Source organism: Mucilaginibacter sp. AK015 (assembly GCF_014200785.1).
Taxonomy (GTDB): Bacteria; Bacteroidota; Bacteroidia; order Sphingobacteriales; family Sphingobacteriaceae; genus Mucilaginibacter.
The window spans coordinates 348,103-374,447 of the sequence record NZ_JACHCV010000004.1 but is presented as its reverse complement, the minus strand read 5'-3'; the positions used below and the strand labels follow the sequence as shown (position 1 = coordinate 374,447).

Genomic DNA, 26,345 nt, shown 5'->3' with positions numbered 1-26,345 from the left:
CGTGTAAAATTATTATATTTTGAAGTGAGGATAGTTAATCTGGTTGCTTATATTTTGTATCTATGCAGCATGAAACATATATACCAAACATTATCCCTTGTATCTGCAATTGCGCTTGTGTTATTTGCCAATGCGTGTAAAAAGGATGGTGATAAAAAGCCTACACCTACCTTAACAACAAAAGAAGTAACATCTGTAACTACTTCTACAGCTATATCCGGCGCTGAAAATATAAAAAGTGGGCCCTCTGAAGTTTCTGACAAAGGTATTTGTTGGGCCGAATCGGGGCTACCTACTATTTCAGATAGTAAGAAGTCTGAAGGGAGTGGCGCAAGCAGCTTTAATAGCCAGCTTACAGGCTTAAAAGAAAACACCACCTATTATGTAAGAGCTTATGCTATGAATGCCTCCGGGGTATCATATGGCCAGCGGGTGTCATTTACTACGCTTGCCCATGCAACAGTTTCAATTGACCCGCTTGTTAGTAGTACAACCAATGAGATAACCGTAAAAGGGAGTGTAGAATCAAAAGAAGGGAATGATATAATTAGTAAGGGATTTTGCCTGGCAAAAACACCAATCCCCACAATTAACGATATAAAAAGCATAGAGTCCCTCGACACAGATCCTATGAACTATACCTTTAAAAATCTGACTCCCAATACCACCTATTATATACGTGCTTATGCTATCAACGCTGCCGGTATTTCATATAGTGACGAAGTAAAGGTAGTAACAGATGTAATTGACATTGATGGTAACATATACAAAACTGTAAATATTGGAAATCAGGTATGGCTTGTGACAAATTTAAAAGTTACTCACTACAGAAATGGGGATGCTATCCCTAATATTACGGATGATAATGACTGGCCGCAAACCAATCAAGGGGCTTACTGTAACTATGATAATAATAATAGTCTCGCTGAAATTTATGGACGCCTATATAATTTTAATGCTGTAAAAGATACCAGAAATATTTGTCCGGTTGGCTGGCGCGTGCCAACAGATGCCGATTGGAAAGCGCTTTATCAATACTTGGGCACAACAAATATTTCTGGCGGTAAAATGAAAGAAGCTGGAACAGCGCATTGGAGGTCGCCAAATACAGGCGCAACCAACAGTAGCGGCTTTACGGGCTTGCCAGCCGGATACCGCTCTGGGGTCTATTACGGCATAGGTTCAACTACAATTTTTTGGTCAGACGCTACATCGTCGTATACCGCTGTTTTAAGTTTTGATACTGAACTAGCCGGCGGAAGCGCCAATAAGGGAGGTATGGCAGGCTTCTCTGTTCGTTGTATTAAGATAAATTGACAGCTATAATTAACAATATTAAAATTTTTATACTGGCACTATGCTCTTTGTGGAATGTGTAGATTTTTAACGTAGAAGATAGTTATATCACGTGCTTTTACCTTTCGCCTCAAAACAGTACTTTTGCAACCTTTTAACAGAAGGAACTATGCTTAGAACACACACCTGCGGGCAATTAAATATCAGCAATTTAAGCGAAACGGTAACCCTGTGCGGCTGGGTGCAAAAATCGCGCGACCTGGGGGGCACCACATTTATAGATGTGCGCGACCGTTATGGTTTAACCCAACTGGTTTTAAATACCGATACCGATGCCAGCCTGCGTGAAGCCGGTAAGCAACTGGGCCGCGAGTTTGTTATAAAAGTAACAGGCACCGTACTGGAGCGTTCTAATAAAAATACAAAAATACCAACCGGCGAAATTGAGATCGCCGTTACCGCGCTTGAAATTTTGAACGCGGCCAAGATCCCGCCGTTTTTGATAGAGGATGAAACTGATGGCGGCGAAGAATTACGCGCCAAATACCGTTACCTTGATCTGCGCCGCAACCCTATTCGTAACAACCTGGTCCTTCGCCATAAAATGGCGCAGGAGATACGCAAATATTTAGACGGGCTGGATTTTATTGAGGTGGAAACCCCGGTACTGATTAAATCCACCCCCGAAGGGGCACGCGATTTTGTGGTGCCAAGCCGCATGAACCCGGGCGAGTTTTACGCCCTGCCGCAATCGCCACAAACCTTTAAGCAATTGCTGATGGTGAGCGGTTTCGACCGTTACTTCCAGATCGTAAAGTGCTTTAGGGACGAGGACCTGCGTGCCGACCGGCAGCCGGAGTTTACACAGATAGACTGCGAGATGTCGTTCATCACCCAGGAAGATATCCTGAATATATTTGAAGGACTTACCCGCCACCTGTTCCGCACTGTTAAAGGCTTGGAGCTTGGGGATTTCCCGCGCATGCAATATGCCGATGCCATGCGTTTGTATGGTTCTGATAAACCGGATACCCGCTTTGGGATGCAGTTTGTGGAACTGAACGATGTGGTTAAAGGCAAAGGTTTCAGCATTTTTGATAATGCTGAGCTGGTTGTGGGTATCAACGCCAAAGGCTGTGCTAACTACACGCGTAAACAGATCGACGAGCTTACCGAGTGGATGAAACGCCCGCAAATTGGCGCTACAGGCTTGATATATGCCCGCCATAATGAAGACGGCACGCTTAAATCATCGGTAGATAAATTTTACAACGAAGAAGAACTGGCCAAATGGAGCGCCGCTTTTGAAACCGAGACGGGTGACCTGATCTTAATTTTAGCCGGCGAAACCGATAAAGTGCGTAAACAGTTGAACGAATTACGCCTTGAGGTTGGCGGACGTTTAGGTCTGCGCGATAAAAATAAGTTCGCGCCGCTTTGGGTGCTTGATTTTCCGCTGCTGGAGTGGGATGAGGAAACAGAGCGCTACCACGCCATGCACCACCCGTTCACTTCGCCAAAACCCGAGGATATTGCATTGCTGGATACCGACCCTAAGAACGTACGCGCCAACGCATACGACCTGGTTATCAACGGCACTGAAATTGGTGGCGGTTCTATCCGTATCCACGACAGGGAATTGCAATCGCTGATGTTTAAACGCCTTGGCTTTTCGCCCGAGGAAGCGCAAAAACAATTTGGCTTTTTAATGGATGCCTTTGAATATGGTGCACCTCCACACGGTGGTATCGCTTTTGGGTTCGACAGGCTTACGTCTATCTTCGCAGGATTAGATTCGATCCGCGACGTTATCGCTTTCCCTAAAAACAATTCTGGCCGCGATGTGATGATCGATTCGCCATCAACCATTGCCGATGCGCAACTGAGCGAATTAAAAATCAAAACGACTGTATCGCCGTCGTAACTTTACACGTATCTATATTATGAAAAAACATTTCCTGATACTAAGCTTGGTTCTGCTTGCTTTTGCATCGTGCAAAAAGGACGAGGCGGCGTTTGATGCCAACGCGCAAGCCGCTAAGGATGAAACGGCGATACAAGCTTATTTAACCGCACACCCCGACATTAATGCCACCAAAGATGCCAACGGCATATACTACCAGGTAATTACCGAAGGCACAGGCCCAACTGCCACAGCTACAAGTACTGTTACTGTAAATTACTTTGGTAAATTATTAGATGGCACCCAATTTGACACGGGCACCGGCTTATCGGTAGATTTAAGCGGCAACATTATCAAGGGTTGGAAACTCGGGTTATTGCATGCAAAGGCAGGCGGGCGCATTTTGCTTATTGTGCCCTCGGCGCTTGCGTATGGCAATAAGGCGTCTGGTGTAAAGATCCCTGCAAATTCGGTGTTAGTATTTACCATTGATATTCTGGGAATTAGTTAGTAATATATTTGAAATTTAATCGTTAACTTTAATAATTATGAAAAAATATTTCTTTATACTAAGCGTGTTGGTTATAGGATTAGCCTCGTGCTCAAAAAACAGCGAACCCGAGCCTATAGTTGACCCGGCGGTGCAGGCAAAAACCGATGATGATGCTATTGTTGCCTACTTAAGCGCGCATACCGATATCACCGCTGTTAAAGACCTTAATCACCCTGAACTTTATTATCAGGTATTGGCAGAAGGTTCGGGCGATCCGATAACCGAAAACTCTCAGCTTGTGGTAAGCTATACCGGTAAAACCCTTAGCGGTGCCACATTTGACGCCCGCGATGATTTCTCGCTCAAGCTTTCTCAAAACATTATTGCGGGTTGGAAGATCGGTGTCCCTAAAATAAAAAACGGCGGTAAGATATTATTGATCATTCCTTCTGCCCTGGGTTATGGCCCGTATGCTAACGGTCCGCTTCCAGCCAATACGGTTTTAGTATTTACAATTACTATAAAATCGGTGGATGGTCATACCCCATCTGTTGATCCTATATAAAAATACTATCCTTTAAATTTTAGGGTTAAAAGCTTATCTTACTGCACTAAACCGCAGTAATGAAAAAGCTTTTAACCCTTCTTTTTTGCCTGTCCGTTTTATCAGGTGCAGCACAAAATCCTACGTTAAAAAAAGCAGTAAGTGCTAAAGCCGATGCCTTGCAGGATAAAGTAATAGCCTGGCGGCGCGACTTTCACGAACACCCGGAATTGGGCAACCGTGAAGTGCGCACATCGGCTATTATTGCCAAACACCTGCAATCGTTAGGCATAGCGGTACAAACCGGTATTGCCACTACCGGTGTGGTAGGTGTTTTAAAAGGCGACCTGCCGGGCCCCGTGGTTGCATTGCGTGCAGATATGGACGGGCTGCCGGTTACCGAGCGTGTAAACCAGCCCTTCGCTTCAAAAGTAAAAGCACAGTATAACGGGCAGGAAGTTGGCGTAATGCATGCCTGCGGCCACGATTCGCACATGGCGATATTGATGGGGGTAGCCGAAGTGCTGTCTTCGATGAAGAAGGACTTGCACGGCACCGTAAAATTCATTTTTCAGCCGGCCGAAGAGGGTGCCCCGGTTGGCGAAAAGGGAGGTGCCGAAGAAATGGTAAAGCAAGGGGTGATGGAAAACCCAAAGGTTGATGTGATTTTTGGCCTGCATATCAATTCGCAAACCGAGGTTGGAAAGATTGTTTACCGCCCGGGCGGCACCATGGCCGGTGTAAAAGACCTTCAAATAACCGTAAAAGGCCGCTCGGCACACGGGGCCTATCCCTGGAGCAGCGTTGACCCGATAGTGGTTTCGGCACAAATTATCAGTAGTTTGCAAAGCATCGTAAGCCGGAACATAAACGTTACCGAAAACCCCGCAGTGGTAACCATCGGCTTGATCAATGGCGGCTCCCGCTTCAATATTATTCCCGAAAGCGTGAAGATGCAGGGCACCGTACGCTATTTTACCGAAGCGGATGAAAAACTGATAACCGAAAATGTAAAACGCATAGCCACCAAAACGGCCGAAGCATACGGCGCAACTGCCGAGGTGCTGATCCCGTTCAGTAATAAATATCCCGTTACCTTTAATGACGTCGCCCTTACTGCCAAAATGCTGCCCACGCTGGAAGCTACCGCCGGCAAAGAGAATGTATTGCTGCGCCCGCCGGTAACCGGGGCCGAAGATTTTAGCTTTTACCAGCAAAAAGTGCCCGGTATATTCTTTTTTTTGGGCGGCATGCCAAAAGGCGGCAATAGCATAACAGCGCCATCGCACCATACGCCCGATTTTTACCTGGATGAAAGCGGCTTTACCCTCGGTGTTAAAGCGCTGTGTAATTTAACGTTGGATTATATGAACGGGAGGGGCAAATAGTTTATAGAGTATTCAGACAAAGTAAGTTTACATAGCCATTTGAAATTTTTATATAATCATGTTGCGTTAATAGAAGAAACATTTGACTATTCAAGGTATCTTGAATACCCCGCGACAGAAGATGAACGTCTTTATCTGAGCAATTCGCATGTGTTTGATTTATTTAAAATAGCATTATGGAAAGAAACTTGTGTAGAATTAGCAAAGATTTTTAAACCGAAAATCGAAGGCAATATCAATATTAATAAGACAATTCCGCCGAAAAAGTCGAATAATGAGTTAAAAGATTTCACAACATTGATTTTTCAAATGAAAAGCGGTGATTTTGGGGAAAATGCAAAGATGACTGAAAAAATTCAAGAATGGGAAATTACATTTGCAGAGTATAAAGGGCAAATTCAATTATTGAAATATTATAGAGATAAAGTTTACGCGCATACAGATTTAAATAGAAAACATTCAGAAGAAATTGAAATTCAGTATCAAGACGTAAACTCCTTAATAGTATTTGCTAAATCAATTATTGATTTTTTATCTAACGAAGTCTTGGAATGGCCAATTAATATTGAAGTGCCGAAATTTAACCCAGAGAAATTTGACATAATAAAAAAACTCATTAATTACGAAAAGTTTTCTTCCCTTTCCCACCCTACTACTAATCTGCAGTAAAAACCAGTGGCGCAGCCCCACGGCGGAGTTGCTCTTTAAGGGCCACCAGTTACATAGCGCCCGCAGCGCCGGCACAAGCGACAAAGCACGTATCCGGCTCAACCAAAAGTTAATGGACTGGGCGGATGTGGTATTTGTGATGGAAAATAAACACCGCGACCTGGTAAAGCAGCGATTTGCCTCCAATAGCAAACAGCTTGTTGTGTTAAACATACCTGACGACTATCGCTTTAATGACCCCGAGCTTATTGAGATGTTAAACGCTGCACTGGGCGAATGGCTATAATATATACAGGCGTAACATAGCCCGTTTGGCGTTCAGATGTGTTAAACGAGAAAGCCGTTAACACAACTTACCGCTCCACCTTCCTGAAATCGTAAGCGTTGTACTCCACAAAGTCGGCTACCTTCACCCGTAGCCCCGTTACCTTACCTTCCCTAACTGTAAAAGTGAATATGGCTTTGCCAAACACAGGATCGGAAAAGGTTACGTAAAAACGGTTGCCGCCAAGCGGCTGTAGCTTAGCGTACATTTTGGGGTGGTGCTCAAAGCGTATCTCCAGGTCGTTGCCGTTTTCGCCGCGGGTTATTTCAAGGCTGCCGTAAAAATCGTTTACGTACTTGCCGGTATATTTATTTGCCGATAACGCCGGCTTGAGGTTTAAGAGCGTGCTGTCTCGCAGTTTTTTATCGGCCGCCAGTTCCGCGTCGGTATTGCGTTTGTTACTGGCCAGGTACACATCGTTATAATGGTAATCATTGTTTTTAAAGTATGCGTCCATAATATCCCAGCGCAGGGCTTCGTAAAGGGCGTTCTGGTCCGTATTGGTCAGGATGATAATGCCCAGGTTCTCTTTAGGTACCAGCGTTACCGATGATACATACCCGCTTACGCCTCCATCGTGCATAATTATACGGCGCCCGGCATAGTCCTGTATAAACCATCCCAGCCCGTAAAGCTGAAAGCCGCTATCGCCGTTCAAATGGTTAACATTGCCTACTACATCCTGCGGCTGTCTCGTTGCCGCTATGGCCGATGCAGGTATCACCTGCTTATTGCCAGCCTTGCCGTTATTCAGCAAAGCCATTACCCATTGGCTCATATCATTTACAGACGAACAGATGCTGGCTGCCGGTGCCAATCCGTCGGTATTACAGTATGGGATGGCGGTAAGGCGGCCGTCAACAAGCGTGTGTGGCGCCGTGCGGTTTAGCGCTTTGGGCATATCAGCTGTTAAGGCCAGGGTGTTTGTCATGCCCAGGGGGGTAAAAATATTGTCTTTTAAAAACACCTCCCATTGGTTGCCGGTAACCCGCGGGATGATTTCCCCCGCCGTTAAAAATGCTGAGTTGGTATACCCCCACGTAGTACGAAAGGGATAGGTGGCTTTCATCTTACCCAGTTTTTCTATTACCTCGTGGCGGCTTAAGTTGGTGTTATAAAAAGTAAAATCGCCCTGAAACGTACGGAAGCCCAGCCGGTGGCAAAGCAGGTCTTTTACAATAGCCATATCGCCCGCGGCCTTATTTTCCAGCTTAAATTCGGGTATGTATTTGGTTACCTTTTCATCAAGTGATAGTTTTTTTTCGGCCTGCAGCATAGCCAGGGCAGTGGCGGTAAAGGCCTTGGTATTACTGCCTATCATAAACAGCGTGTTTACATCTACCTTGTTGGGCAGGCCAAGTTCTTTCACGCCATAGCCCTTCATCAGCACAATTTTGCCATCCTTAACAATACAAACGGCCGCGCCCGGAATACGCCAATTGGTAAGCGCCTTATTTATATAATTATCAAGGCTGTCCGTAATAAACTTACTCCTGTCAACAGTTTGTGCATTAGCGGTCACAACTACCATCAGGCATATAAGCAGGATGTATAATTTTTTCATAGGATGTTATATCAAGGGCTTTAAAATGCTAATTTAACGCAAAATTTACAGCAGCATTATTTATTTAATAAATTAAGAGGACAATAATCAAATCAAATTATTCATGAGTAAATATTACCGTTCTGGGTTGTTTGCCATTGCGTTTATGCTTTGTACGCTGGCACAAACCGCCGTTATGGCACAAATACCATCAACCCACTGGGCAAAAGATGGCTACCAGTATTATAAAGTTCAAAGCGGCGAAATTGTTGTGCTTGATGCACGCGACGCCAACAAAAAATCCGTTTTGGTAAACAAAGAGATGCTTACCCCGCAAGGGCAAAAGCCCATCGCGGTACGTAACTTCTATCTGTCAAACGACGGGCAAAAGGTTTTACTGTACACTAACGCTAAAAAAGTATGGCGTTATGCTACCCGCGGCGATTACTGGGTATATGACTTCGCCGTCAAAAAACTAACTAAACTGGGCTCAGACCTGCCGGCGTCATCGCTGATGTTTGCCAAATTTTCGGCCGATGCAAGTAAGGTTGCTTATGTAAGCGGGCACAATATTTATGTGGAAACCCTTGCCGATGGTAATGTTAAACAATTAACTACGGATGGTACCGAAAAATTGATCAACGGCACGTTTGACTGGGCTTACGAGGAAGAGTTTTTTTGCCGCGATGGCTTTCGCTGGAGCCCGGATGGTAACCAGATAGCTTACTGGCAGATAGACGCCAGTAAAACAAAGAATTACCTGATGCTAAACACAACCGATTCGATATACCCCTATGTAAAACCGGTTGAGTACCCGGTAGCCGGCGAGCCGCCATCACCTTTCAAAATAGGGGTGGTAAGCGTTGCCGGCGGCGCAACCAAATGGATGGATATTCCCACCGACCCTGTTTTGCAATCGTACGTTCCGCGGATGGAGTGGGCCGCTAACAATACAGAACTGATCATTCAGCACCTTAACAGAGCGCAAAACCAAACAGAGGTAATGCTGTGTAACGTACCAAGTGGCAAATCAAAAACCATTTACCAGGAGAAAGATGCGGCATGGATAGATATTTTACCCGAGTGGGAAGAGCACTATTACTATGGCGGTTGGGACTGGTTTAAAAACGGCGCCGACTTTTTATGGGCAAGCGAAAAAGACGGTTGGAGACATTTATACCGCATAAGCCACGATGGTAAGAAGGAAACCCTGGTTACCAAGGGCAACTACGACGTAATGCAGATAAACGCAATTGATGAAAAATCGGGGTATGTATATTTTTCGTCTTCGCCGGATAATGCTACGCAGAAATACCTATATCGTACCAAACTTGATGGCAGTGGTAAGGCCGAGCGTTTAACGCCCATGAACCAGCCGGGCACCCACGATTATGATGTATCGCCCAACGGGAAGGCGGCTACCCATAGCTTCTCTAACTACTACACCGAGGCCGTTAACGAAGTGGTTTCGCTGCCGGAGCATAAAACTTTTGACGGATCTGAAAAAGCAGCAAAAGCTGTAGCCGCATCGGCTGCTAACAAAGCACAATCGAACGTTGAGTTTTTTAAGGTAAAAACAGAAGATGGTGTTGAGATGGACGGCTGGATGGTAAAGCCTGATAACTTTGATGCCACTAAAAAGTACCCGGTGGTTTTATACGTATACGGTGAGCCCTGGGGCCAGAATGTAAAGGACGAAAACGGTAGCAGCTATAACTTTATGTATACCGGCAATATGGCTAAGGATGGTTACATCTACATGTCGATAGATAACCGCGGCACACCTGTACCAAAGGGGCGCGAGTGGCGTAAATCTATCTACAAAGGCATCGGCACGCTAAACATCCGCGACCTGGCAATGGGCACCAAGCAGTTGCTGAAAGAGCGCTCATATCTCGATACTTCGCGGGTGGCGGTTTGGGGATGGAGCGGCGGCGGATCATCAACCCTGAACCTGATGTTCCAATATCCCGAAATTTTTAAAACAGGCATTGCTATTGCTGCAGTAGGTAACCAGTTATCATACGACAATATTTACCAGGAACGCTATACAGGCGTACCTGTTGATGCCGAAGGACGGGCGGCTTATTTAAAAGGATCGCCTATTACCTATGCCAAAAACCTAAAAGGTAATTTATTGTACATCCACGGCACCGGGGACGACAACGTTCATTATCAGAACGCCGAACTGTTGATTAACGAACTGGTAAAATACAACAAGCAATTTCAGCTGATGCTGTATCCAAACCGTACCCACAGCATATCAGAGGGGCCGGGTACCGGGATGCATTTACGCACACTGTACACCAATTATTTAAGGGAACACTGCGCTCCGGGAGCACGGTAAGGCCTCTCCCCGGCCCTCTCCAAAGGAGAGGGAGATAAAACGGCCTCTTAAAGCCCTCTCCTTTGGAGAGGGTTTGGGTGAGGCAAAAGGAAAAGCCCCGCGGTTACACTGGCGGGGCTTTTATATTAAATCAAATTTATAATTGGTTAAAATGGAAGGTCGTCTGCATCGTTGTTGCGGTAGCCGTCGGTGTCGGCTGTTTTTAAAACCGGGCGCTGAGCATTCTCGCTTTCAAAATCGGTTTTGCGGCCCAGCATGGTAAAATTTTCAGCAACTACCTCGGTAGTGTACTTTTTGATCCCCTCTTTATCCTCGAACGACCGGGTACGCAATTTTCCTTCAATATAAACCAGTTTGCCTTTTTGTAAAAACTTAGCGGCCACGTCGGCAAGGCCCCGCCACATAACTATATTGTGCCATTCGGTTTGCTCTACTTTGCGGCCATCCTTGTTAAATGTTTCCGAAGTTGCTAATGGGAAACTTGCTACAGCAACGCCGCCTTCTAAATGCCGTACTTCGGGGTCTTTTCCTAAATGCCCTACCAGTATTACTTTGTTAATTCCAGACATGGCCTAAATTAACGGAGAATTATTTAGAAATTAAAAAAATATTTTATAAATATAAAAATAGCTTTCGGGAGCGCTAAATTTTTAATGTTATCTACATCGGTATAAAACCAGCCCTTTTCCAATTTATCAGGAAATTTCTCTAAAACCAAAAACCGGATAAATAATTGTTGGTGTGTTAAAACGTGTTTGATTATAGCCGAATTATCCTTTAAAATAATATTATCACCAAAAACTTTTGCCTGGGGCAGGCGCAGCAATTCAAGCGGGTCCAATAACCCGGCGGTTTCAATAAGCGGCAGATCATACATATTTGCCCATATATCGCGTTCGTCGCGCTTATTCATCAGGATAACCTTCCCATCGGTTATTAACAAATAGTTAAAATATCGCGTGCGTACTTTAACTGTTTTGAGTTTTACCGGCAAATACACGGTTGCATTTGTTTTAAAAGCAACGCAGCCTAACCTAACCGGGCACACGCCGCAAGCGGGGTTGCGGGGCTTGCAAAGCATCGCTCCAAATTCCATCATGGCCTGGTTATGCAGCGCGGGGCGGGCCTTATCAAGCACATCATCGGCTATTTGCTGAAACATCTTCTTTCCCTTTGGTGAATTTATTGGCTCGTCAATCCCAAAATATCGCGCCAGCACACGGTATACATTACCATCAACCACGGCCCTCGCCTCATTGCTCGAAAACGATGATATAGCTGCCGCGGTATATTCACCTATCCCTTTTAACTTTATCAGTTCTTCGTATCTAACCGGGAATATGCCGTTGTGCTGCTGCTGTACCAATTGAGCGGTTTTTAACATATTGCGGCCACGCGAGTAGTAACCGAGACCCTGCCATAACTTTAATATCTCATCTTCGTGCGCTGCTGCAAAGGCTGTTACGGTTGGGTACTTTTCAACAAAACGGTAAAAATAGGGCAAGCCCTGTTCTACTCGGGTTTGCTGAAGTATAATTTCGGATAGCCAGATAATATAAGCATCCGTTGTTTTGCGCCATGGCAGGTCGCGTTTATTATCGTTGTACCAGGCTATTAGTTGCGCCGAAATATCCATTAATTGCAAAGTAACACCATATCATCTCTGTATCATAATTTCCGGCAAAAAATGCGGTTGCAGCGCCCCTGCAAAAAAAATCTTCTATTTATTTTATTCTTTAATTATAAAGCGATACTTTTGCAACCCCAAAACAGTTAAGTATTTATACATTTAAATAAAAGAAAACAGGATATGACCAAGGCAGAAATAATAGCTGAAATCTCATCTAAAACAGGAATAGAAAAAGTGGACGTGCAGGAAACTGTTGAGGCGTTTTTCAAAGTGGTTAAAACCTCGATGGTTGGCGGCGAAAACGTTTATGTTAGAGGTTTCGGAAGCTTTGTTGTAAAAAAGAGAGCAAAAAAAACAGCCCGTAACATCTCAAAAAATACTGCCATCATTATCCCCGAGCACTTTGTGCCAAGCTTTAAACCGGCTAAAACTTTTGTTGAAAAAGTACGAAGCGGTAACAAAGCAGCTAAAACAAGCAAATAATAAGTATGAAAGTTAAACAAATAGTTGTAGGCGTAGCAGTAATTGCTATTATGGGCTATTTGTATTCGTTACCGGTTAAGGGTTTAACCAAACAGGCAGAGGCAACCCGGGGCAATGCTGCCGCAGGCGCTGCGCCAATGGCAAAAGCCAATGCTAATATAAACGCGGCTTCGGTGTCGGCACTGGCTAAACCCAATATCGACGCTGCCCTGTCGCAGGAGATCACCACGCTTGAGGGCAAGCTAAAAACCGCCGGCCAGGCCGATAAAGTTACTCTGGAAAGGCAATTAGCCCAAGCTTGGGACAGCGCTACACAGCCCGCACCGGCTGCCTTCTATTACCTGGATGTTGCGCATAGCAGCAACCAAATGCAAGATTGGTTAAACGCGGGTAACCGTTTTAACGCGGCTTACAGGGTATCAACAGATACGGCGGCACAGGCCGCTTACGTAGCAAACGCTGTTGAGGCCTTTGACCACGCTACCAAATTACAGCCGGCCAGCCTTGAGGCAAAAACGGGCCTTGGTGTTGCTTATGTAAATGGCGGCGCAATGCCAATGCAGGGGATAGCGCTTTTGCTTGAGGTGGTTAAAAAAGACCCCAAAAATCATGATGCCGTGCTAAACCTGGGCATGTTTGCTATGAAAAGCGGGCAGTATGAAAAAGCGGTTGACAGGTTTAAAACCCTTATAGCGCAAAAAGAAGAAGTTGAGCCTTATTTTTATTTGGCGGAAAGCTATAAACAGTTAGGCAAAAAACAGGAAGCAATTGCAGCTTACCAAAAATGCAAAGATTTAATGGGCGACCCGGTTGCGGGCCAGCGCATAGACGAGTATATAAAGGAATTAAAGAAATAAATTAATCACATTTAAAAATTATTACTATGCCAAGCGGTAAAAAACGTAAGAGACATAAAATGGCTACCCACAAACGCAAAAAGCGTTTAAGAAAAAACAGACATAAGAAAAAATAAGCTGCTGTAAAGCAGGTTATACCCCGCTTAGCGGGGTTTTTATGTGTGTATTTTACCCACTTATTAACTTGCGGCGCAATTATGCGCCGTTTTAAGAAATGGAGTAGCAGTTGATAAAAGAATTAATTATCGATTCATCCCCCAACGGGGCTACTATTGCACTATTACAGGACAAACAACTTGTAGAACTCCATAAAGAGCAGATCACTAACAATTATACTGTTGGCGATATTTACCTGGGCCGCATTAAAAAAATTATGCCCAGCCTTAATGCTGCCTTTGTGGATGTTGGTTACGAGAAGGATGCCTTTTTGCATTATCTTGATTTGGGGCCGCAGGTGCAAAGCCTGCTTAAGCTTACCAAACAAGTACGTAGCGGTGGATACCAATCGAAACTTTTAGATAATTTTAAGCCGGAAGCTGATATAAACAAAGGGGGCAAGATCTCGGATGTTTTATCAAAAAGCTTGCTTGTACCCGTACAAATTGCCAAGGAGCCGATTTCTACAAAAGGCCCACGCTTAAGTTCCGACCTGTCGATAGCGGGGCGGTATGTTGTTTTGGTGCCTTTTTCTGAGGTAATATCTATCTCAAAAAAAATAAAGAGCAATACCGAACGCAACCGCCTGCGTAAGGTGGTTGAAAGCATTAAGCCAAAGCATTTCGGCGTTATTATACGTACCGTATCTGAAGGTAAAGGGGTGCAGGAATTGCAGAAGGACCTGTTGGACCTGATATCTAAATGGGAAACCTTTGTAACCAAGCTTCACGGTACCGAGCCATCTAAAAAGGTGCTGGGCGAAATTGGCCGTACATCAACTATCCTGCGGGATATCCTTAACCCCGATTTTCAGCATATTTATGTGAACGAGCAGAGTATGTATGAGGAAGTGCGGTCGTATATACACGAGATATCTCCAGACCTGGAAGGCATTGTACGCCTTCATAAGCACAAGGAGCCTATTTTTGAGCATCACGGTGTCGAGAAGCAGATAAAATCGACCTTCGGCAAAACGGTTAATCTTGCCGGCGGCGCTTACCTGGTTATTGAACATACCGAGGCCCTGCACGTTATTGACGTAAACAGCGGTAATCGTACGGCTAATAAAGAGAACCAGGAAGAGAACGCCTACCAGGTAAATAAAGAGGCGGCTAAAGAGATAGCCCGCCAGCTGCGCCTGCGCGATATGGGCGGTATAGTGGTTGTCGATTTTATCGATATGCACAAGCCTACCAACCGTAAAGAGCTTTTTGATTACCTGAAGGCACAAATGGCCGACGACCGTGCCAAGCACACCATATTACCGCCAAGTAAATTTGGGCTGATACAAATTACACGCCAGCGTGTAAGGCCCGAGATGAATATTGTTACCAGCGAGGTTTGCCCCGCTTGCGGCGGCACAGGTACCATCAGGCCAACCGTATTGCTGATAGATGATATTGAAACAAACTTCAATTACATCCTTACCGAGCAAAACGAGAAAAATATTACACTTTGTGTACACCCGTACATCGAAGCTTACATCAAAAAAGGGGTGTTTAACCGCCAGATGAAATGGTACTTTAAATATGGCCAGTGGATAAAGGTTAAAAGTAACCCCGCCTACCAGATAACCGAGTTCAGGTTTTTCTCGAGTAAGGATGAGGAGATAAAATTGTAGGTGCAGATTTTAAATTTGCAGATAAGAAAAGAGCGGATGTTGAATTACTTCCGCTCTTTTTGTTTGAAAAATATTTTATAGTTTACAGCATTAAACCTAAATCCATATGAAAAGAGGCCAAATTATTTTTATTGTTATTATCCTGGTATTTATTGCCGCAGTATTTACCAACCCAAATCAATCACAGCACAGGGACGCTATTAAACAAAAGCTTAACGAATACATTCAGAAAAATGTCCGTAATGAGGGTGCGCTTAGCTTGATGATTGGCACTGCATTTTTAGAACGTGTGATAGATACAATAGTAAGTAGCGATAATTATCTGGTTTTTTCGCTCACCAAAGCCACTTGGCAAGGTGAATCAAGCGTGGTAGGAATAGGGATATTTGGCAATGTGTTTACTTTTGGAAAAATAAATGAATTAGCTAAAGCGGGACGCTAAAGCTATAAATATCTTACGACGCCCAAATGCTAATATTATTGGCAAATTATCCGCATATTTGCACTACTCATATCTGCACATCAACAAACAATGGCTAAAACCAAGATCGCATATTTTTGCCAGAGCTGTGGCTACGAATCGCCTAAATGGCTGGGTAAATGCCCAAGCTGCCAGCAATGGAATACTTTTGTTGAAGAAATCTTAGAGAAATCGAGCGCATCGGTGCCAAACTGGAAAAGCAGCCCCGCCTCGTCGCAGCGGGCTAATAAGCCGGTTGAAGTGACTGATATCACCTTTAAGGAAGAGCATCGCCTGCTAACGCCCGATAAGGAGTTTAACCGGGTTTTGGGCGGCGGCATTGTTGCGGGTTCGCTGGTGCTGATAGGCGGCGAGCCGGGCATTGGTAAATCGACGCTGATGCTGCAGCTTGCCCTGAACATGCCAAACGTGAAGGTGCTGTATGTATCGGGCGAGGAAAGCGACCACCAGATAAAAATGCGGGCGGAGCGTCTCGCCAGTGAAAAATCCGAAATCCGAAGTCCGAATCCCGATAGCCATCGGGACGAAATAAACAAGGGCTGCTACATCCTTACTGAAACATCCACCCAAAACATATTTAAGCAGATAGAAGAACTGCAGCCGGATATTTTGGTGATCGATTCTATCCAGACGCTGCATTCATCGCATGTGGAGTCGACACCCGGAAGCGTATCGCAGGTGCGGGAATGTACGGCAGAACTGCTGCGTTTTGCTAAGGAAACATCTACCCCGGTTTTTTTAATTGGCCACATCACCAAAGATGGGATGATAGCCGGGCCAAAAATATTGGAACACATGGTAGATACTGTGCTGCAGTTTGAGGGCGACCGCCACCACGTATACCGCATTTTGCGCACTATCAAGAACCGATTTGGCTCCTCATCCGAACTGGGCATTTACGAAATGCTGGGCGAAGGGCTGCGCGAAGTATCAAACCCGTCCGAGATCTTATTATCACAACGCGACGAGCCTTTAAGCGGCGTCACCATATCGGCCACTTTAGAGGGCATGAGGCCCATGCTGATAGAAACCCAGGCGTTGGTAAGCACATCGGCATACGGCACGCCACAACGCACCGCAACGGGCTTTGATACCAAACGGATGAGCATGCTCCTGGCAGTGCTGGAAAAACGTTGCGGGTTCAAGCTTGGCGCACAGGATGTTTTCCTGAATATTACCGGGGGTATCCGGGTGGAAGACCCGGCCATTGACCTGGGCCTGGCCGCTGCTATTATATCATCGCATGAGGATATTCCTATCCCGGCTAAAACCTGCTTTGCCGGCGAGATTGGCCTGTCCGGCGAAATAAGGGCGGTAAATAGAGTAGAGCAGCGTATAGCCGAGGCACAGAAATTGGGGTTCGACCAGATATTTATTTCTAAATACAATATGCCCACTGCCGCCAAGGACAAAAAGCGGCTCGACCTTTCCCGCTATACGATTGATGTGAAAGTTGTGGGGCGTATTGAAGAGGTATTTGGGTTGCTGTTTGGTTAAGGCTATGATATCCTCAACGTAAGCAGGGTTATATCGTCAATGGGTTTGCCTTTAACCACCTGGTTAATGTAGTTCATCAGCGCCTCGTTAAAGCCGTCAGGACTTTGTTCACCATTATGGGCCACAAATTCCAGCAACTTATCCTCGTCCCATGCTTTGATATTTTGCGCATCGTAATCCATTAAGCCGTCTGTGTAATTAACTATCAGGCTTCCTGGTTCTACATCTATTTCTCCCTCGTTTAAAAAAGGCAATTCTTCAAAGGCGCCAATCATGGTTGTGCCAAGTTTAAGCGGCACAGCCTCCCCTTCAGAATAGAGTATACTGGGGTTGTGTCCGGCGTTTATATAATTAAGCTTCCGGGTTTTTTCGTTGTACTTGGCCAAAAACAAGGTAATAAAACGCTCCCCTTTGGTATTATCTATCACAATTTTATTAAGTCGCTCCACAACGGTCGTTAGCTCGTCTTCTATGGCGGCTAAACCGTGCAGGCTGGCCTGGAAGTTTGCCATCAGCAACGCTGCAGAGATCCCTTTGCCCGATACATCAGCTATGCACCATAAAAACTCGTTTTCGTTCAGCCGGAAGAAATCGAAATAATCACCTCCGATATCCTGATGCGGCAGGTATTTGGCCCCGATCTCCACCCCCTCTTCCTTGTGTTCCCTTAGCGGGATCAGCATGTTCTGCACTTCAACGGCCAGTTCCATTTCCCGCTGAAACCGCTCGGCCTGTAACCGCTCCCGGAAAAGTTTTTTGTTCTCTAAAGCCACTACTATAACATTTATCAGCGTCTGAATAAAATTCAGGTCGTTGTTTAGCATGTCGCCCGAGGTGTTGAAGTCGCCGATGAGCGCGAATGCAAGGGCCTTGTTTTTATGGTAGATGGGTATAAAATAATTGTAACGGCTAAGCGTGTCGTCGGCATGGCCTGTAAGATCAGCCGGCGATCGTAATTTGTTTAAGTGCGACCATGTTTGATTGAGTGTGGCCGCTGTTTCCATATCCCCGCCGTATTTCGAGATACAGTTATATGCGCCATCCTTTTCGATCAGGAAACGGAATTTACCAACCTGTAAATAATTTTTTAGGATCACCTCCAGCATTTGTATCAATGTGGGGGTTGGAGTGTTTTTATTGATAGCCCTTGTAACTTCCAATAACGAGTTTAACTCCGACTGCCTTTTAAGTAACAGCCTGATTAATTCATCTTCACCAGAACTATCGTTGTTATTTTGCATTTATATTTAGGTAGCCTAAAGTAACTAAATATTCTTTTTTAACGTCAGCGAACTGCTCTTTTTTTAGCGGACAGTATTTATAGCTTACTTACCTCACAATACGGCCCTTCCACGCATATTTGCGGGTATTCCCTATCAAACCAACATACACAAAGTAAATAATATGTATAGGAGCAAGCACTATTAACAGGCCTACCAAATTTGCGCGCTTAAAAAAGGTGGTTATAGGTAATAAAAAGGCCACTTCTATCAGATACTTTAACAGAAACTGAACCAGAAAAAGTTTAAGATAAAAAATATTATAAAAACCCAACCCTGCGTTTACCAACAGCGAAAGATTAAACAGCCATATACAAACCGCAAGCGCCACTACCTTTTTATCTTTATACCGGGTAGATTTTGACGCCCAGCGCCTGCGCTGTTGCAAAAACTCCTGCAGGGTATGCTTGGCGTGGGTAAATACTACCGCGTCCCGGTTTTTAAAAAAGCCTATTTTATGCGGGTAAATCTCGGCAACTTTTTGCAGCAGCAGCTCGTCATCGCCCGATGCCAGGTCATCTATCCCCTTAAACCCTCCCACCTCATAAAAAACATCTTTACGATAAGCAAAATTTGCCCCGTTACAGGTTGAAGCCCTGCCATTGCCAATAAAGGCTGCACCAATACCTATCAGGTACGAGAATTCAAGCGTTTGCAGCCGCTCAAATAACGATCGTTCCTCAAAATAGGTAACCGGCGATGATATCATTACCGGGCCGTGCGTTTCATAATAACCCACAATTGACGAAAGCCACCCGCTTCCCATGCGGCAGTCTGCATCGGTACAAACCATTAGCTCGCCGGTTGATAAATTAATAGCCTCGGCAATGGCTTTCTTTTTATATGAGTTTAACGGCTTATCTTCGTTTAGTTGCAAAAGCTTTACGCCGTGTACCGCGTAGCTACTTATAATGGCGGCAGTATCGTCAGTAGAGTGGTCGTCTACAATTATTATTTCTGTCAGGTGTTTGGGATAATCCTGCGCTAAGATATCATCAATGGTGTAGCGTATGCGTCCGGCCTCATTTCGGGCGGCTATCAACACGGTTACTTTTGTGATTGATGGCGCTGCGCCAATGCCCGGGGGCTTTAACGCTGCCCAACCTTTTATTAAATAGGCAACCACCAGCAGATATAAGCCTGTTAGCAATAACGAAATGGTACTATGCAGTGCGATCAAAAAACTTAAGTTTAAAAACAAATACTGAACCGATAATGGCAGGGATAATAAGGTTGACCAGCCAGATGGATGATACCGCTGCAATTATAGCTATTTGCTGGTTGGTTACATATAAAAATAAATGCATCGCCGTAACACTGCGTACACCAATGTCTAAAAGATCGAGCGATGGCAGGGCCGACTGGATAAAGATAAAAACAAACACTGTCATCATCATGCTGAAAAAGGCGATATCGGGCAGTAGAAGATCTATTACGAGATAATACTGAAACGAGAACACAAAAAACCGGGCAAGGCTATAACCAATAACAACAAGTAACTCATCCCTGTTATAACGGCCCATGATCTCAAAAAACCGGTGATACTTTTTTAGGAACCTGATACGGTCAAGCAGGGCCACCAGCCATTTTATATTTAAATAGAATACCAGCAATAACCCTAAAAAAGCCAGTGACAGTGCCGTTATGCCCAGGTACAGCCAAAAGTTTAAGTTAAGGAAATAATAAATAAACCATAACGAAGCCAGTATGCCAACCGTATTGGTGATCACGTTTTGAGCAAAAGCACCCACCGCCATAGCGAAAACGCCATGCACCCTTTTACGGTTTGGCAAAAACATTACGCGCCCGCCGTACTCGCCAATGCGGTTTGGCGTAAAAACGGCCCAGGTGAGGCCGCAAAAAACAGCCTCAATAGCAACCCACACAGATATATTGGTAAGCTTTTTAGCCAGGTATTGCCATTTAAGGCTTTCTAAAAACCAGTTCAAAATCATCAGCAAAACAACAGCCGACAGGGTAAATATCACCTGATTGCGGCTAATAACAGCAGTTAGTGCTTCAAACTGTTTAAGGCTATCGTTCTTGGTTAAAAACTTATTGTATATAAAAAGAAAGGCTAAAACAAGGATGCCTGCTTTAAGAAGGTACGAGAATATTTTTTTGGCCGCGGCTGTCAATCTTAAAATTTGTGCAATGTTACAAAAAGCAAGTTAAAAGCCGGGAGCAATAAGGCTTTCTGCGTATATTTTAGTGTTGCCCACAAATGTGATAGCTGTTTTGTTTGATTAAGCTAATTACAATATTGCTGTGCTTTTGTTTGATAAAGAAAGTTTTAGGACAGAAAAGGCTCTATATTTGTATAACCGTGCCCAATAAATATTTTGTATGTTACAATACAACTTGTTTGCTTCTAAAACTACGATATTTCTAAACTCAAATACATCATCATGATAACACCTAAAAACATCTTGTTACTGGCCATAGGTATTGCTATAGCTGCCACCGCCTGTAACGCGGCCGAACCCGCGCAGCGGGACACCCTGCCGGCGGTGGAAACGCAAAGCCCCAACACCAATTACAAACCAGCGTTTAAAGGGCAAACCCGCATTGGCGGTGTAAAAACCAAAACACCGGTTACAATCACCGTTATAAACAGCAGCCTTAAAAACCCATGGGGCATACATGTACTGCCTGACGGGCGTTTCCTTGTAACAGAAAAAGCAGGCTCGATGCGTATATTAAAAGCCAGCGGCGAATTTGACAAACAGATCACCGGTTTCCCGGCGGTGCTTTTTCGCGGACAGGGCGGGTTATTGGATGTTACTATTGACCCCGACTTTGCAAAAAACCACATGATCTATTGGGCATTTGCAGAGCAGGCCGAGGGCGGATCGCTGCTGGCCATCGCCAAAGGTAAATTATCGGCAGATGAAACCGGGCTTGAAGGTGTAACCGTGATATACCGGGCAACCCCTGCGTATAAGGGCACCCTGCAATACGGCGCGCGTATAGTATTTGACAAACAAGGCAACCTGTTTATAAGCACGGGTGAGCGAAGCGGCAACGATATCCGCATGAAGGCGCAGGATCTTAGCGCGGCCATCGGCAAGATCATCCACATCACAAAGGCGGGCAAGGCTGTGCCGGGCGGGCCGTTTGCCGGTAAAGCTAACGCGCTGCCCGAGGTGTACGCGTATGGTATACGCAACCCGGATGGATTGGCATGGAACCCGGTAACCGGCGAACTTTGGGAGGCTGAGTTTGGCCCACGCGGCGGCGACGAGATCAACATTATCAAACCCGGGCGCAATTTTGGCTGGCCGGTAGTTACTTACGGGATTGAGTACAGCGGCGAAAAGGTTGGCGACGGCATACAGCAAAAAGAGGGTGTAACCCAGCCAATTTACTACTGGGACCCTACCATATCGCCCGGGGGCATTACCTTTTATACAGGCAATATTGCCGAGTGGAAGAATAACTTGTTTGTAGGGGGGTTAAGCGGTTCGCACATTGCCAGGCTGGTGATAAAAAACAACAAAGTTGTTGGCGAAGAACGCCTGCTGCGCGATAGAAATGAACGCTGGCGCGCTCTTGTAACCGGTAAGGATGGTGCCCTTTACGGATTAACTGATAGCGGGAAACTGTACAGAATAGCTAAGAAATAACCAAAACGGCTGATGTTTCATCACGTTTTGGTTGAAATATGGCCGGTAAACCACTAAATAGTTTTAATTATTTAAACACGCAGTGGTGACAGAATGGTGTCACCATGCATTTTTTTAACCAGCTGATTATGAGGCGTTCACGTTTGTTCACGGTGTTCACGTGCGCCGAACGTGAACACTTTGCAGGGAGTTAAGCTTCAGATTGGCCGGACCGCGCTATCCCAGGATCTCCTTAATATCCTCGGCGGTAAGCGATTTAATAAAGCTGTCTTCGGTAGTGATGAGGGCGCGGGCTACGCTTAGCTTGCGCTGCTGCAAAGCCAGTATCTTCTCTTCCACCGTATCTTTGGTGATGAATTTATAAATGAACACATTTTTGGTTTGGCCGATGCGGTGCGTGCGGTCAATGGCCTGCTGCTCAACCGCGGGGTTCCACCATGGGTCGAGGATGAAAACGTAATCAGCCTCCGTTAAGTTCAGCCCTACGCCGCCCGCCTTTATTGATATCAGGAAGACCCTTGTTTTGGCGTCCTCCTGAAATTGCTTAACCACATCGCCGCGGTTTTGCGTACTGCCGTCAAGGTAAACATAGGAAATATCTTCCCTGTCAAAATAATTGCGGTAGATGCTAAGCTGTTTTACAAACTGCGAAAAAATAAGCACTTTGTGTCCGCCGTCAAGTACGTTGGCAAGTGTGTGTACAACATTTTCGAATTTGCCGCTGTCGCCCTCGTATTCAGCGTCTATCATACATGGGTGGTTTGCTATCTGGCGCAGTTTTATAAGCCCCTGCAATACCTGTATCTGTGTTTTAGCGTAGGTGCCGTCCTCAATACTGCGCAGCAGTTCGTTGCGATATTCGGATTTTACTTTGTCGTACACCTCGGCCTGTTCTTCGCTCATCTTGCAATAAAAAAGGTTCTCGGTTTTTGGAGGGAGTTCTGTTGCAACCTGTTCTTTGGTGCGCCTCAGTACAAACGGCTTAATAATGGCCTGCAGCTTACGGGCTTTATCCTCGTCCTTCTTTTTTTCTATAGGTGTTACAAACTCGTTCTGGAAAAACTGTTGCGCCCCTAACAACCCGGGGTTGATGAACGACATTTGTGTCCACAGGTCATTAACCGAGTTTTCTACCGGGGTACCGCTCAATATCAGTTTGAAACGCGATTTTAACTGCCTGACAGATTGGAAAGATTTTGATGATGGGTTTTTAATATTCTGGCTTTCATCCAATATTACATAGTCAAAAAAGTAAGCCTTAAACATCTCGATATCTATCCGGCTGATGCCATAGGTGGTTATCACCACATCGTAATTGGCAAACACCTCCGCCGATTTGTAGCGGAACGCCCCGGTATGCACCATCAACCTCAATTGCGGCGCAAATTTACGTGCCTCGTTCAGCCAGTTGTAAATTAGGGAGGTAGGCATAATTACCAGTGATGTGGCTTTGCTGCCCGCTGCCTCCGAGTCTTCTTTATGTTTTTGAAGCAAGGCAAGGGTTTGTATGGTTTTCCCCAAACCCATATCGTCAGCCAGGCAGCCCCCAAAGTGATACTCCTTTAAAAAGTGGAACCAGTTATATCCCGCTTTTTGGTAAGGACGCAGGCTGCCGGCAAAATTTACGGGCATGGCAACATCTTCCGTTTCCTCAAATCCAGCGAGCTTTTGCAGTTTGCGGTTCATAGCCACTTCGGCCATCTCACCGCCCGCCAAATCGTTAACCAGGCCAAGGTGGTGCCTGCGCAGTTTTAAATGGTCGCCACCCTCGGCAAAATGCAACAGGTTGCCGTATTGCGAGAACCAGCTTTCCGGAATTACGGCAATCTCACCGGAGGGCAATACAAATTCCTTTTTATGATTAAGGATATGGTTTTTTAACTGGATGAACGGGATACGGTATTGGCCGAAATACACTACCGCGTTAATGTCAAACCAATCGTTGTTCTCGCTTATTTCAAGGTCAATTTTGGTGTTCCCAAACACATACCGCTTTTGTCCGTCGGGCTGCTCCAGCTCAAAGCCTTGCTCTACCAGCTCGTCGTGGTGTTGGTTAAGCCATTCAAAAATTGGGAAAGAGCGGTCGCCCTCATCATTATTATGCGCAGCTACTTCCAGGTTTTGAAACAGTGACGATACCGTTTTCAGCCCCATAACTTCTAACTGCTGTAGCTTCCCTTTCTCCCACGCAACAGAGCGCTTAATGCGATGAAAAAGGTAATCATCGCCAGTTTTCTCCATCCTTACCGATACATGTCGGCCATCGCCGTACGGAAAGATATACCCGGCGTACTTAAAATATAATTGCAGCTGCGACGTGCCGCCCTCAACATAAATAGGCTTTAAAAAGGCTGTTGCCTCGTACTTTTCGGTATTGATAGTAAAACCTTCGGCGTAAACGTTATGCTTCTCTATCAGCGGGCCAACAAATTTTTCGAAGTACGATTGCTCCGATGACTTTGGTATGGATATATAGCGCTTGTTAAGAAAAGGCTGTAGCTTTTTGCCCTCTATCTCTTTATCAAAATAATACAAGGTATCATCCAGCAGCATCCAGGCCGGGTGGTTGCAAATCACCTCGGCATCCTTAAACATAAACTCTATACGCATACCCTGGTACTTAATGGTCGGGAAGTACCTGATCTCGTCATCCCCTCTCCTGAAATGAAAAAGCACAGAGGCGGGTTCATCAGCGATATGAAGCTTACGCCCGGCCGGGTACCCTTCCTTACTCATCAAGTAGATCGGTTTTTTACTGATGCCAAGCAACGCAAGCGCTTCTACTAATTTTTTTTCGATCTTGGGGCGAATAGTATCAAAAAGCTGGTCGTTAAATATTTTGGCAAAAAACTCGAACGGACGGATAGGCTTTTTATAGAACTTTTTAATAATGTTACCCTGTTCTATATCCTCCAGTATCTTTATAAGCTTGCGGTCGGTATCGTCAATACAGTGCATAAACTCTTCGGCGGTATTACTGAACAGGCGTTGATGGGTAAACGAAAACTCGCCGTTGGGGTTTAACTGCACGATGTGCGGCTCTATTACGTACGACAGGAAATCGTGCCTGGCAATGGCATAAATAATTTGGCAAGGTTTACTGCTATCTACGCGTAACATGAACTTTCTTCAGGTAAAAAATTAAAGAAAGCTACACTGAGAAAAAATTCAAACGTAATGTAAAAAAATGATACCCGAAAATTTTCGGGTATCATTTTTTATAGTGAATAATAACCAGTGGCTAAATAAGCGATGTTTCTTCTCCGGCAATTAGCAGTAAGCCTGGAAATACTTAAAGGGCTATCCGGCCCTCAAAAACCAGTTCTGTAGGTCCTTCTAAAAATATATTGCTAAATTTTTCGCCGTCATGATCAAAGCGGATATTAAGATCGCCGCCTAATACTTTAACGGGGGTATTTATGCTACCGGTTTGATGATGGTGCTTAGCCATTGCCAGCGCAACTGCAGTAACACCTGTGCCGCAGGCATATGTTTCGTTTTCAACGCCCCGTTCAAATGTGCGTACAAAATATCCATCGCCACTTTTTTCAACAAAGTTTACGTTGATCCCCTCTTGCTTATACGTTGAATTGTTGCGGATGGCGTAACCTTCATTATAAACATCTTTGGCTTGCAGCCCGGTTGTTAATTTAACATAATGTGGCGATCCGGTGTTAAGCACATAAGCCTCACCATCCTCGTTGATAATGGATACGTCTATCATTTGCAAACTAACCCAATCACCCGCTTCTGAAATTTTGGCATGATGCGCTCCGTCGCTCGCGAGAAATTTTGTCATATCAGTTATTATGCCCAGATGTTTGGCAAAAGCTACAATACAACGGCCGCCGTTACCACACATACTTCCTTCCTTTCCGTCGGCATTGTAGTATACCATTTTGAAGTCGAATCCGGGTTCGTTCTCCAATAGCATCAGCCCATCTGCACCTATGCCGAAACGCCTGTCGCAAAGCCTTGCAACCTGCTGAATATCAGTGAATTTTACTGATAAATCACGATTGTCGATCAAAACAAAGTCGTTTCCCGCTCCCTGGTATTTATAAAAGTTTATCTGCACAACACTTTGTTATATTTATCCGTTAAATAATAGTGCAAATATACCGCCTCCCCGGTGGCTATTTAACACTTTTTAACATTATTACTTATACCTTATTATTGATTATATCGTCTATATGGTATTAAATT

At 45.0% G+C, this 26,345-nt stretch carries 22 protein-coding genes; 14 read left to right on the top strand and 8 right to left on the bottom strand.

Translation table 11 applies throughout. The features are described from left to right. The first annotated feature begins 69 nt into the window (after positions 1-69). The 7 genes from HDC91_RS16575 (at position 70) to HDC91_RS16545 (ending at position 6,579) form a co-directional block, all read left to right on the top strand. The gene (locus HDC91_RS16575) at positions 70-1,317 is read left to right on the top strand and encodes an FISUMP domain-containing protein (RefSeq protein ID WP_183554057.1); all 1,248 of its coding nucleotides are present in this window, start codon (positions 70-72) and stop codon (positions 1,315-1,317) included. A 148-nt stretch (positions 1,318-1,465) separates the two neighbouring features. Further along, complete coding sequence (aspS, locus tag HDC91_RS16570) at positions 1,466-3,220, top strand: aspartate--tRNA ligase (RefSeq protein WP_183554055.1); 1,755 nt, start codon at positions 1,466-1,468, stop codon at positions 3,218-3,220. A gap of 19 nt (positions 3,221-3,239) precedes the next feature. Then, positions 3,240-3,710, top strand: coding sequence for an FKBP-type peptidyl-prolyl cis-trans isomerase (locus tag HDC91_RS16565; protein WP_183554053.1), 471 nt, complete (start codon positions 3,240-3,242; stop codon positions 3,708-3,710). A 37-nt stretch (positions 3,711-3,747) separates the two neighbouring features. Beyond that, positions 3,748-4,257: an FKBP-type peptidyl-prolyl cis-trans isomerase gene (locus tag HDC91_RS16560; RefSeq protein ID WP_183554051.1), complete on the top strand. Its 510-nt coding sequence runs from the start codon at positions 3,748-3,750 to the stop codon at positions 4,255-4,257. Positions 4,258-4,316: 59 nt separating this feature from the next. Then, on the top strand, positions 4,317-5,624 hold the full coding sequence (locus tag HDC91_RS16555; RefSeq protein WP_183554049.1) for an amidohydrolase: 1,308 nt from the start codon (positions 4,317-4,319) through the stop codon (positions 5,622-5,624). A 39-nt stretch (positions 5,625-5,663) separates the two neighbouring features. Continuing rightward, positions 5,664-6,293, top strand: coding sequence for a hypothetical protein (locus tag HDC91_RS16550; RefSeq protein ID WP_183554047.1), 630 nt, complete (start codon positions 5,664-5,666; stop codon positions 6,291-6,293). Between the two features lie 112 nt (positions 6,294-6,405). Further along, complete coding sequence (locus HDC91_RS16545; RefSeq protein WP_255476763.1) at positions 6,406-6,579, top strand: hypothetical protein; 174 nt, start codon at positions 6,406-6,408, stop codon at positions 6,577-6,579. A 67-nt stretch (positions 6,580-6,646) separates the two neighbouring features. On the opposite strand, the gene HDC91_RS16540 is transcribed toward HDC91_RS16545, so the two are convergent. After that, a complete protein-coding gene (locus HDC91_RS16540) occupies positions 6,647-8,182 on the bottom strand; it encodes a serine hydrolase (protein ID WP_183554045.1) in 1,536 nt (511 codons plus the stop codon). 103 nt (positions 8,183-8,285) lie between these two features. Between HDC91_RS16540 and HDC91_RS16535 the strand changes: the two genes are divergently transcribed. Then, entirely contained in the window at positions 8,286-10,508 is a 2,223-nt protein-coding gene (locus tag HDC91_RS16535) for a S9 family peptidase (protein ID WP_255476762.1), read from the top strand. Between the two features lie 146 nt (positions 10,509-10,654). Here HDC91_RS16535 and HDC91_RS16530 read toward each other — a convergent pair whose 3' ends face one another. Then, a complete protein-coding gene (locus HDC91_RS16530) occupies positions 10,655-11,077 on the bottom strand; it encodes a single-stranded DNA-binding protein (RefSeq protein WP_238395302.1) in 423 nt (140 codons plus the stop codon). A gap of 23 nt (positions 11,078-11,100) precedes the next feature. Then, positions 11,101-12,144, bottom strand: coding sequence for an A/G-specific adenine glycosylase (mutY, locus tag HDC91_RS16525; protein ID WP_183554043.1), 1,044 nt, complete (start codon positions 12,142-12,144; stop codon positions 11,101-11,103). 174 nt (positions 12,145-12,318) lie between these two features. Here mutY and HDC91_RS16520 point away from each other — a divergent pair, with 174 nt between their 5' ends. The 5 genes from HDC91_RS16520 to radA all read left to right on the top strand — a co-directional run bounded on the left by HDC91_RS16520 (position 12,319) and on the right by radA (position 17,233). Continuing rightward, positions 12,319-12,621, top strand: coding sequence for an HU family DNA-binding protein (locus tag HDC91_RS16520; protein ID WP_162430020.1), 303 nt, complete (start codon positions 12,319-12,321; stop codon positions 12,619-12,621). A 5-nt stretch (positions 12,622-12,626) separates the two neighbouring features. After that, on the top strand, positions 12,627-13,478 hold the full coding sequence (locus HDC91_RS16515; protein ID WP_183554041.1) for a tetratricopeptide repeat protein: 852 nt from the start codon (positions 12,627-12,629) through the stop codon (positions 13,476-13,478). A gap of 226 nt (positions 13,479-13,704) precedes the next feature. Beyond that, complete coding sequence (locus HDC91_RS16510; RefSeq protein WP_162430018.1) at positions 13,705-15,255, top strand: Rne/Rng family ribonuclease; 1,551 nt, start codon at positions 13,705-13,707, stop codon at positions 15,253-15,255. 106 nt (positions 15,256-15,361) lie between these two features. Then, positions 15,362-15,697, top strand: a complete 336-nt coding sequence (locus tag HDC91_RS16505) for a DUF4359 domain-containing protein (protein WP_183554039.1) — start codon at positions 15,362-15,364, stop codon at positions 15,695-15,697. Positions 15,698-15,787: 90 nt separating this feature from the next. Continuing rightward, positions 15,788-17,233 (top strand): DNA repair protein RadA, encoded by a 1,446-nt coding sequence (radA, locus tag HDC91_RS16500; protein ID WP_183554037.1) that lies wholly within the window; start codon positions 15,788-15,790, stop codon positions 17,231-17,233. 2 nt (positions 17,234-17,235) lie between these two features. Here radA and HDC91_RS16495 read toward each other — a convergent pair whose 3' ends face one another. The 3 genes from HDC91_RS16495 to HDC91_RS16485 form a co-directional block, all read right to left on the bottom strand. After that, entirely contained in the window at positions 17,236-18,474 is a 1,239-nt protein-coding gene (locus HDC91_RS16495; protein WP_183554035.1) for a PP2C family protein-serine/threonine phosphatase, read from the bottom strand. An 88-nt stretch (positions 18,475-18,562) separates the two neighbouring features. Beyond that, positions 18,563-19,693: a glycosyltransferase gene (locus tag HDC91_RS16490; RefSeq protein ID WP_183554033.1), complete on the bottom strand. Its 1,131-nt coding sequence runs from the start codon at positions 19,691-19,693 to the stop codon at positions 18,563-18,565. Then, positions 19,677-20,651, bottom strand: a complete 975-nt coding sequence (locus HDC91_RS16485) for a lysylphosphatidylglycerol synthase domain-containing protein (protein ID WP_183554031.1) — start codon at positions 20,649-20,651, stop codon at positions 19,677-19,679. The genes HDC91_RS16490 and HDC91_RS16485 overlap by 17 nt, the downstream gene beginning before the upstream one ends. A gap of 270 nt (positions 20,652-20,921) precedes the next feature. On the opposite strand from HDC91_RS16485, the gene HDC91_RS16480 reads away from it, so the two are divergent. Then, entirely contained in the window at positions 20,922-22,139 is a 1,218-nt protein-coding gene (locus HDC91_RS16480; RefSeq protein WP_183554029.1) for a PQQ-dependent sugar dehydrogenase, read from the top strand. 216 nt (positions 22,140-22,355) lie between these two features. Here the strand turns inward: HDC91_RS16480 and HDC91_RS16475 are convergent, their stop codons facing one another. Both HDC91_RS16475 and dapF read right to left on the bottom strand, forming a co-directional pair. Continuing rightward, positions 22,356-25,259, bottom strand: a complete 2,904-nt coding sequence (locus tag HDC91_RS16475) for a DEAD/DEAH box helicase (protein ID WP_183554027.1) — start codon at positions 25,257-25,259, stop codon at positions 22,356-22,358. A gap of 172 nt (positions 25,260-25,431) precedes the next feature. Continuing rightward, positions 25,432-26,217, bottom strand: coding sequence for a diaminopimelate epimerase (gene dapF / locus HDC91_RS16470; protein WP_183554025.1), 786 nt, complete (start codon positions 26,215-26,217; stop codon positions 25,432-25,434). Between the last annotated feature and the right edge of the window lie 128 nt (positions 26,218-26,345).